Here is a 7,563-nt window from a genome sequence, read left to right as displayed (position 1 = left end):
GCCCTCACCGCTCCATCACCCCCACCACCCCGAACCGAACCGAACGAGGAACCGACCATGAAGATCGCCTCAGCGGACGTCATCGTGACGTGTCCCGGACGCAACTACGTCACCCTGAAGATCACCACCGAGGACGGGGTCACCGGCATCGGCGACGCCACGCTCAACGGGCGTGAGCTGTCGGTGGTGTCCTACCTGCGCGACCACGTGTGCCCGCTCCTGGTGGGCCGGGACGCCGGGCGGATCAACGACATCTGGCAGTACCTGTACCGGGGCGCCTACTGGCGGCGCGGACCGGTGACCATGACCGCCATCGCCGCGGTCGACTGCGCCCTGTGGGACATCCTCGGCAAGGTCACCGGACAGCCCGTCCACCGGCTGCTCGGCGGGGCCGCGCGCGACGGCGTCATGATCTACGGCCACGCCAGCGGGGGGACCATCGACGAACTCCTCGACGACGTCGCGGGCTACCTCGACCAGGGCTACAAGGCCGTGCGGGTCCAGGCCGCCGTACCCGGACTGGACAGCACCTACGGACTGCACCACCCGGGCACCGGCCACACCTACGAGCCCGCCGATGCCGCGATGCCCTCCGACAACGCCTGGCACACGCCGTACTACCTGGACTTCGCGCCGAAGATGATGAAGGCGGTCCGGGACCGGTTCGGCTACGACTTCCACCTGCTGCACGACGTGCACCACCGGCTCTCCCCGCTGGAGGCAGCCCAGTTGGGCAAGTCCCTGGAGCCCTACCGGATGTTCTGGATCGAGGACGCGACACCGGCCGAGGACCAAGAGGCCTTCCGGACCATTCGGCAGCACACCACCACCCCGCTGGCGGTGGGCGAGGTCTTCAACTCCATCTGGGACTGCCAGTACCTGATCGGCAACCGGCTCATCGACTACATCAGGACGTCGGTCTCCCACACCGGCGGCATCACCCACCTGCGCAAGATCTTCGACCTGGCCGACCTGCACGGGGTGCGCACCGGTTCGCACGGGGCGGGGGACCTGTCCCCGGTGTCGTTCGCCGCCGCGCTGCACCTGGACCTGACCGTGCCCAACTTCGGCATCCAGGAGTACATGGGCCACCTGGATCCGGCCGGTGAGGTGTTCAAGACCTCTTACACGTTCGAGGACGGCTACATGCACCCGGGCGACGCCCCCGGGCTGGGCGTGGAGATCGACGAGGAGGCCGCGGCGCGCTACCCGTACGAGCCCAGGTACCTGCCGGTGAACCGTCGCCTGGACGGCTCCATGCACGACTGGTGAGGGGAACCGACATGACAGGCTCGAAAGAGGAAGTCCTCGAAGAGTTGGGCGCGGCCGGGATCCTGCCCGTGCTGCGCACCTCCGACCCGTCGCGGCTGCGGGACCAGGTGCACCGGCTGCACGAGTCCGGAGCCAAGGTGGTGGAACTGACCACCTCCATCCCCGAGGGGGAGGCCCGGCTCGCGGAGTTCACCGAAGCGATGCCGGACATGGTCTGGGGCATGGGCACCGTCACCGAGCCGGCCGTGGCCGAGCGGGCGCTGCGGCACGGCGCGTCCTTCCTGGTCAGCCCCTACCCGGTGCCCGAGGTGCGGCACGCCGTGGCCGGTTCGGGGACGCTGCTGATCGAGGGCGGCCACACACCGGGGGAGCTCGCGTCGGTCGCCGGCGCGGGGATCGCCAAGGTCTTTCCCGCACACGTGGGAGGGACCCGCTACCTTCGGTCCCTGGCTCCGGTGCTGCCGGGGTGCCGGCTGGTGCCCTCCGGCGGGATCGGCCCGGGCCAGGTGCCGGACTGGTTGGCGGCGGGGGCGTTCGCGGTCGCGGTCGGCTCCGAACTCTTCGGGGTCGACGACCTCGCCGGGCACTTCGCCGCGGCGCGTGAACAACGATCGGAGGTGGAACGGTGACCCGGTTCCTGGCCATGGGTGAATGCATGCTCGAACTCACCCACCGCACCGAGCACGACCTGCGCCTGAGCGTGGCCGGTGACACCTACAACACCGCCGTCTACCTGGCCCGGAGCACCGCGCCCCAAGAGGTGGGCGTCGACTACCTGACACTGCTGGGCGACGACCACTACAGCGACCTCGTGCTGGAGACCATGCGCGAGGAAGGGGTGGGAACCCACCTGGTGGGACGGGTGAGCGGAACGCAACCGGGGCTGTACCTGGTGCGCACCGACGAGGCGGGCGAGCGTTCGTTCACCTACTACCGGTCGCAGTCGCCCGCGCGCGGGCTCTTCGGCGACGGGCACGACCTCGCCGAGGGCCTGAACGGCCACGACGTGCTCTACCTCTCCGCGGTGACCCTGCAACTGCTGACGGACCGGGCGAGGCGGCACCTGTGGGAGCTCCTGGAGCAGGCGCGGGAACAGGGCGCGCGCGTGGTGTTCGACAGCAACTACCGGCCCGCCGGGTGGCCGAACCGGGAGGCCGCACGCGAGGCGGTGAGCACCGCCTACGGGCTGGCCGACACGGCACTGTCGACCTTCGACGACGAGAAGGCGCTGTTCGGCGACGACTCACCCGTCGAAGCGGCCCGGCGCCTGCGTGGGCAGGGGCCGCGAGAGGTCGTGGTCAAGGACGGCGCCCGCGGGTGCGTGGTCCATGTGGAAGGGGAGACCGGCGAGGAGCCCCTGCACGTGCCGGCCGAGGTGGTGGACGAGGTCGTCGACACCACGGCGGCGGGGGACTCCTTCAACGCCGGATACCTCGCGGCGCGGCTGCGGGGGGAGGGCGCCGTGGACTCGGCGCGTCGGGCGCACGCGCTGGCCGCCCGGGTCGTCGCCCGACCCGGCGCGGTGGTCGACGACCCGGAGATGCCGCCACGCGGCGCACTCCCGTAGGTGGTTCGAGAGAAGTCCCCGGCCGGGTTCGCGCCCGGCCGGGGACTTCGTGTTCTCCGCCTCTCTTTGCAGCTCATGGGGGTTGCCCTCCCGTCTTTCGTAGGGGCATCCTTGCGTGTTACCGTTGGTAACACACGTAAGCAGCCCCTCCGCCCCCGGAGGGTCCGACGAAGGACGCGACCGCATGAGCGAGGACACCGCCCCCACCTTCAGCCTGGAACCGAGCGAGGACGTTCGCGACGTCCGGGACTGGGCCCACGGGTTCGCCAAGGACGTCATCCGCCCCGCCGGGGCCGAGTGGGACGAACGCGAGGAGACGCCCTGGCCGGTCATCCAGGAGGCCGCCAAGATCGGTCTGTACTCTCTGGACTTCTTCGCGAACCAGTGGCTCGAACCCAGCGGCCTGGGCATCCCCGTCGCCTTCGAGGAGCTCTACTGGGGCGACCCCGGCATCGCCCTGTCCATCACCGGTACCGGCCTGGCCGCCGTCTCCGTCGCCTCCAACGGCACCCAGGACCAGCTCTTCGAATGGGTGCCGCAGATGTTCGGCACCCCCGACGACGTCAGGCTCGGCGCGTTCTGTTCCTCCGAGCCCGACGCCGGCTCCGACGTCTCCGCCATCAAGACCCGCGCCGTCTATGACCAGGCCAAGGACGAGTGGGTCCTCAACGGCGTCAAGACCTGGGCGACCAACGGCGGCATCGCCGACGTCCACGTCATCGTGGCCAGTGTGGAACCGGAACTGCGTTCGCGCGGGCAGGCGTCGTTCATCGTCCCGCCGAACACCCCGGGCCTGTCGCAAGGCCAGAAGTTCAAGAAGCACGGCATCCGTGCCTCGCACACCGCCGAGGTCGTCCTCGACGACGTGCGCGTGCCCGGCTCCTGCCTCCTGGGCGGCAAGGACAAGCTCGACGAGCGGCTGGCCCGCGCCAAGGAGGGCAAGCGCTCCAAGGGACAAGCCGCCATGAAGACCTTCGAGGCCTCACGCCCGAGCGTCGGCGTCATGGCGGTCGGCACCGCCCGCGCCGCCTACGAGTACGCCCGCGACTACTCGATCCAGCGCGAACAGTTCGGCAGGCCCATCGGCGACAACCAGGGCGTGGCCTTCCTGCTGGCCGACATGGCCACCCGTATCGACGCCGCCCGGCTCCTGGTCTGGCGCGCCGCGTGGATGGCCCGCAACGGCAAGGACTTCGACAACGCCGAAGGCTCCATGAGCAAGCTCTACGCCTCCGAGACCGCCACGTTCGTCACCCAGAACGCACTGCGCATCCTGGGCGGCAACGGCTACACCCGCGAGTACCCGGTGGAGCGCTGGCACCGCGACGCCACCATCTTCACCATCTTCGAGGGCGCCAGCGAGATCCAGAAGCTCATCATCGGCCGCACCATCACCGGCCTGCCCGTTCGCTAGGGAACCCGGGACTTCTCTCGGTGTCCGAGGGGGTGGGCGCGGACATTCCGGACACGCCCACTACCCTTTGGCGCATGACACCTGGCAAAGGCGCCCCCACGATCACCATCCCCGGCGGATTCAACGGTCCCGACGGTTCCGGCAACGGCGGCTACAGCGCCGGCCTGCTCGCCGAACGGCTCACCCGCGTCGGTGGCACGGCCGTCCAGGTCACCCTGCGCACCCCACCGCCGCTGGACCGGCCGCTGACCGTCGAACCCGACGGAGAGGACGCCCTGTGCCTGACCACCGAAGCGGCCGAAGGAGGCGATGACCCCGACACCGCCAAGGAGCCCGGGGACACCATTCTGGTCGCCGAAGCCGTGCGCGTGGCCCCCTTCGACCGCGGCGTGATCCCCGGCGGCCCCGTCTCCGTCGCCGAGGCCGAGAACGCGAGCAAGCTCTACCCCGGCTTCGTCGACCACCCCTTCCCACGCTGCTACAGCTGTGGCCCCGAACGCGAGGAGGGCGACGGGCTGCGCCTGTTCGCCGGCCAGGTCCTGCCGGGAGACGGCCCCGCCAACGTCGGCAACACCGTCGCCTGCCCCTGGCCGGTCGACCCCGCTGTCGACGACGGGACCGGCGCTGCCGCGTTCGCCCAGGTGTGGGCGGCCCTGGACTGCCCCGGCGGCTGGTCCCACGACGTCACCGGACGCCCCATCCTCCTGGGCCGCTTCACCGCCCAGGTGCTCAGCGCCCCGAAGGTGGGCGAGACCACCGTGGTCATGGGCCGGTTGATGTCGGTGGACGGCCGTAAGATCCGCACCGGAAGCGCGCTCTACGACGCGGACGGCGGGCTGCTCGCCCAGGCCCGCGCGACCTGGATCGCACTGAGGACCTGAACCCGCACGGCGGTCCCGAGCCGCCCCGGAACCGCTACGGTGAACCCTTGTGGCCTTCGAAGACACCCGACAGACAGTGCCCGGCGCGAACGACGCCCCCGCCCCCCGCCGGGGACGCAACGCGCGCGGGCGCGACCCCGAACGGCGCAAGGCCATCCTGGACGCCGCCGACCGGGTCATCCAACGCGAGGGCCACGACGCCTCCATGCTCGCCATCGCCACCGAGGCGGGCATCAGCAAACCCATCCTGTACCGGCACTTCGGTGACAAGGGCGGCCTCTACCGGGCGCTGGCCCAACGCCACGTCGACCCGCTCATCGAACGCATCCGCGCCGAGTTGCACCAGCACACCGACTTCGAGGTGCGGGCCGGAGCGACCGTCGGCGCGTACCTGTCGATGATCTCCCAGAACCTCAACCTGTACCGGTTCCTCATGGACCGGGCCACCTCCGAGGACGTGCGCACCCGTAGCGACCTCGGCCTCATGGTCCGACGGCTGGGAGAGGAACTCGCCGACCTGCTCATCACCGAGGGCCGCATCCGGGGCCGGTTGCGCGCCCAGATCGCCGGGCACGCCGTGGTCGGCATGGTCCAGGCGGCGGGGGAGTGGTGGCTCGAACACCCCGAGGTCGGGGAGGACGAGATCATCGAGGACCTCACCGCGGCCGTCGTGGGGGCCATTCGAGGTAGCGCCCGGTGACGGTGACCGGGCACCCCCGGGCACCCCCGGTCACCTCGCGCACCTTTCCCGCGCACCGCACACCCTCCCTCACGCCGGCCCCCATCCTGACGCCACGTCGTCGGCTCATCCCACCGAACGCCGTCCCACCAACGTTTTCCGGCATTTTTCGGCCAAGGGCTTGACCTGGAGTGCGCTCCAGGTCCCATGCTTTCTCACATGAAGGACTACTTCACCCCGGGTGAGATCGCCGCACGCTTCGACCTCACCCTGGACACCCTCCGTTACTACGAGAAGGCCGGCCTGCTGCGCCGGGTCGACCGCGCCCCCAGTGGGCACCGCCGCTACCGCGCCGACGACGTCGAACTCCTCCACCTGGTGCGGTGCCTGCGCGACACCGACATGCCCATCTCCCGGCTGCGCGAGTTCGCCGAACTGGTTCGCGACGGCGACCACACCATCCCCGAACGGGTGGAGGTGTTGCAGAGCCACCAACACCGGCTGAGCGCGCACATCGACCAGTTGCGGGAACGCCAAGAGGCCATCCGGCACAAGATCGACTACTACCTCGGGGTGCTGTCGGACCGCCCCGAGCTCACCCGGCGCCCCGAAGGTTCCGAGGACACTCCGACCCCTGCCCCCGCCGCCCTGTCGGACACGGCGGCGCTCATGACGGACAGCACCGTGAAGGAGAACGCCTGATGCGCTACACCACCATCGGCGACCGAAGCGTCAGCGCCCTGTGCCTGGGCGCGATGCAGTTCGGTAGCACCACCGACCCCGATACCTCCCTGGCCCTGCTCGACCGGTTCGTCGACGCGGGCGGCACGTTCATCGACACCGCCGACTGCTACCAGTTCTGGGTCGAAGGCGGACAGGGGAACGAGAGCGAGACCTTGCTGGGACGGTGGCGACGCGAGCGCGGCATCACCGACGAGGTCTTCATCGCGACCAAGGTCGGTGCCCAACCCACCATTCCCGGCGCCGGACTGGAGGCCCAGGAGGGACTGTCCACCAAGGCCGTCACCGCCGCGGTCGAACGCAGCCGGCGGCGCTTGGGCATGGACACCCTGGACCTGCTCTACGCCCACCGTGAGGACCCCCTCACCCCGGTCGAGGAGACCATGGGGGCCTTCGCCGACCTGGTCGAGCGAGGACACGTCCGTGAACTCGGTATGAGCAACCACCGCACCTGGCGGCTGGAGCGTGCCCGCGCCGCGGCCGAGAACAACGGATGGCCCCGCCCACGCGTCCTGCAGTACCGATACACCTACCTGCAAGCCCGCGACGAGGTGCCCCTCCAGGCATCGGGGCACAGGTTCGTCACCCCGGAGTTGTTCGACTTCATCCACTCTGAGGCTTCGCAGGGACGCGACCACACCCTGCTGGTGTACAACTCACTGCTGTCGGGCGCCTACACCCGGCCCGGCCGCTCCTTCGAGTACGCCTACGACCACCCGGGCACCCAGGTGCGTCTGGCGGTACTCGACGAGGTCGCCAAGGAGACCGGAGCCAGTCGCAACCAGGTCGTTCTCGCCTGGTTGTTGGACCACGACCCGGCCATCGTGCCGCTGGTGGGGGTCAGCTCGATCGGCCAGCTGGACGAGGTCCTGGAAGGGGTCGACCTGCGCTTGAGCGCGGACCAGCACGAGAGGTTGACCGCCGCGCACTGAGGACCCGTGCGCGGGCCGGCGTCCCGGGAACCGTGTGACCGGGACCGGGGCCGGGCCGGGAGCGGGAGGAACGGGGG

The 7,563-nt window shown here is 70.2% G+C and carries 8 protein-coding genes; all 8 read left to right on the top strand.

Annotated features, from left to right (window positions below; genetic code table 11):
• Nucleotides 1-57: 57 nt before the first annotated feature.
• Nucleotides 58-1,272: a D-mannonate dehydratase ManD gene (manD, locus tag BQ8420_RS24825; protein ID WP_087101724.1), complete on the top strand. Its 1,215-nt coding sequence runs from the start codon at nucleotides 58-60 to the stop codon at nucleotides 1,270-1,272.
• Nucleotides 1,273-1,283: 11 nt separating this feature from the next.
• Nucleotides 1,284-1,901 carry a bifunctional 4-hydroxy-2-oxoglutarate aldolase/2-dehydro-3-deoxy-phosphogluconate aldolase gene (locus tag BQ8420_RS24820; RefSeq protein ID WP_087101722.1) on the top strand — a complete coding sequence of 206 codons (618 nt, stop codon included), beginning with the start codon at nucleotides 1,284-1,286 and terminating at the stop codon, nucleotides 1,899-1,901.
• Nucleotides 1,898-2,839 (top strand): sugar kinase, encoded by a 942-nt coding sequence (locus tag BQ8420_RS24815; RefSeq protein WP_087101720.1) that lies wholly within the window; start codon nucleotides 1,898-1,900, stop codon nucleotides 2,837-2,839. Before BQ8420_RS24820 ends, BQ8420_RS24815 begins: the two co-directional genes overlap by 4 nt.
• Nucleotides 2,840-3,023: 184 nt before the next feature.
• Nucleotides 3,024-4,253: an acyl-CoA dehydrogenase family protein gene (locus BQ8420_RS24810; RefSeq protein ID WP_087101718.1), complete on the top strand. Its 1,230-nt coding sequence runs from the start codon at nucleotides 3,024-3,026 to the stop codon at nucleotides 4,251-4,253.
• 74 nt (nucleotides 4,254-4,327) lie between these two features.
• Nucleotides 4,328-5,134 carry a hypothetical protein gene (locus BQ8420_RS24805; protein WP_087101716.1) on the top strand — a complete coding sequence of 269 codons (807 nt, stop codon included), beginning with the start codon at nucleotides 4,328-4,330 and terminating at the stop codon, nucleotides 5,132-5,134.
• Nucleotides 5,135-5,183: 49 nt separating this feature from the next.
• A complete protein-coding gene (locus BQ8420_RS24800; RefSeq protein ID WP_087101714.1) occupies nucleotides 5,184-5,834 on the top strand; it encodes a TetR/AcrR family transcriptional regulator in 651 nt (216 codons plus the stop codon).
• A gap of 198 nt (nucleotides 5,835-6,032) precedes the next feature.
• On the top strand, nucleotides 6,033-6,515 hold the full coding sequence (locus tag BQ8420_RS24795) for a MerR family transcriptional regulator (protein ID WP_087101712.1): 483 nt from the start codon (nucleotides 6,033-6,035) through the stop codon (nucleotides 6,513-6,515).
• A complete protein-coding gene (locus tag BQ8420_RS24790) occupies nucleotides 6,515-7,486 on the top strand; it encodes an aldo/keto reductase (protein WP_087101710.1) in 972 nt (323 codons plus the stop codon). Before BQ8420_RS24795 ends, BQ8420_RS24790 begins: the two co-directional genes overlap by 1 nt.
• The last annotated feature ends 77 nt before the right edge of the window (nucleotides 7,487-7,563 follow it).

It is taken from the genome of Nocardiopsis sp. JB363 (assembly GCF_900143625.1).
Lineage (GTDB): Bacteria > Actinomycetota > Actinomycetes > Streptosporangiales > Streptosporangiaceae > Nocardiopsis.
Note: the sequence above shows the minus strand (reverse complement) of the source record. Positions and strands in the feature narration are given on the sequence as shown.

Bases quoted from the DNA above. Each gene is read 5' to 3' on its own strand.
- manD (WP_087101724.1), top strand. From the start codon at position 58: ATGAAGATCGCCTCAGCGGACGTCATCGTGACGTGTCCCGGACGCAAC.
- BQ8420_RS24820 (WP_087101722.1), top strand. From the start codon at position 1,284: ATGACAGGCTCGAAAGAGGAAGTCCTCGAAGAGTTGGGCGCGGCCGGG.
- BQ8420_RS24810 (WP_087101718.1), top strand. From the start codon at position 3,024: ATGAGCGAGGACACCGCCCCCACCTTCAGCCTGGAACCGAGCGAGGAC.
- BQ8420_RS24805 (WP_087101716.1), top strand. From the start codon at position 4,328: ATGACACCTGGCAAAGGCGCCCCCACGATCACCATCCCCGGCGGATTC.
- BQ8420_RS24795 (WP_087101712.1), top strand. From the start codon at position 6,033: ATGAAGGACTACTTCACCCCGGGTGAGATCGCCGCACGCTTCGACCTC.
- BQ8420_RS24790 (WP_087101710.1), top strand. From the start codon at position 6,515: ATGCGCTACACCACCATCGGCGACCGAAGCGTCAGCGCCCTGTGCCTG.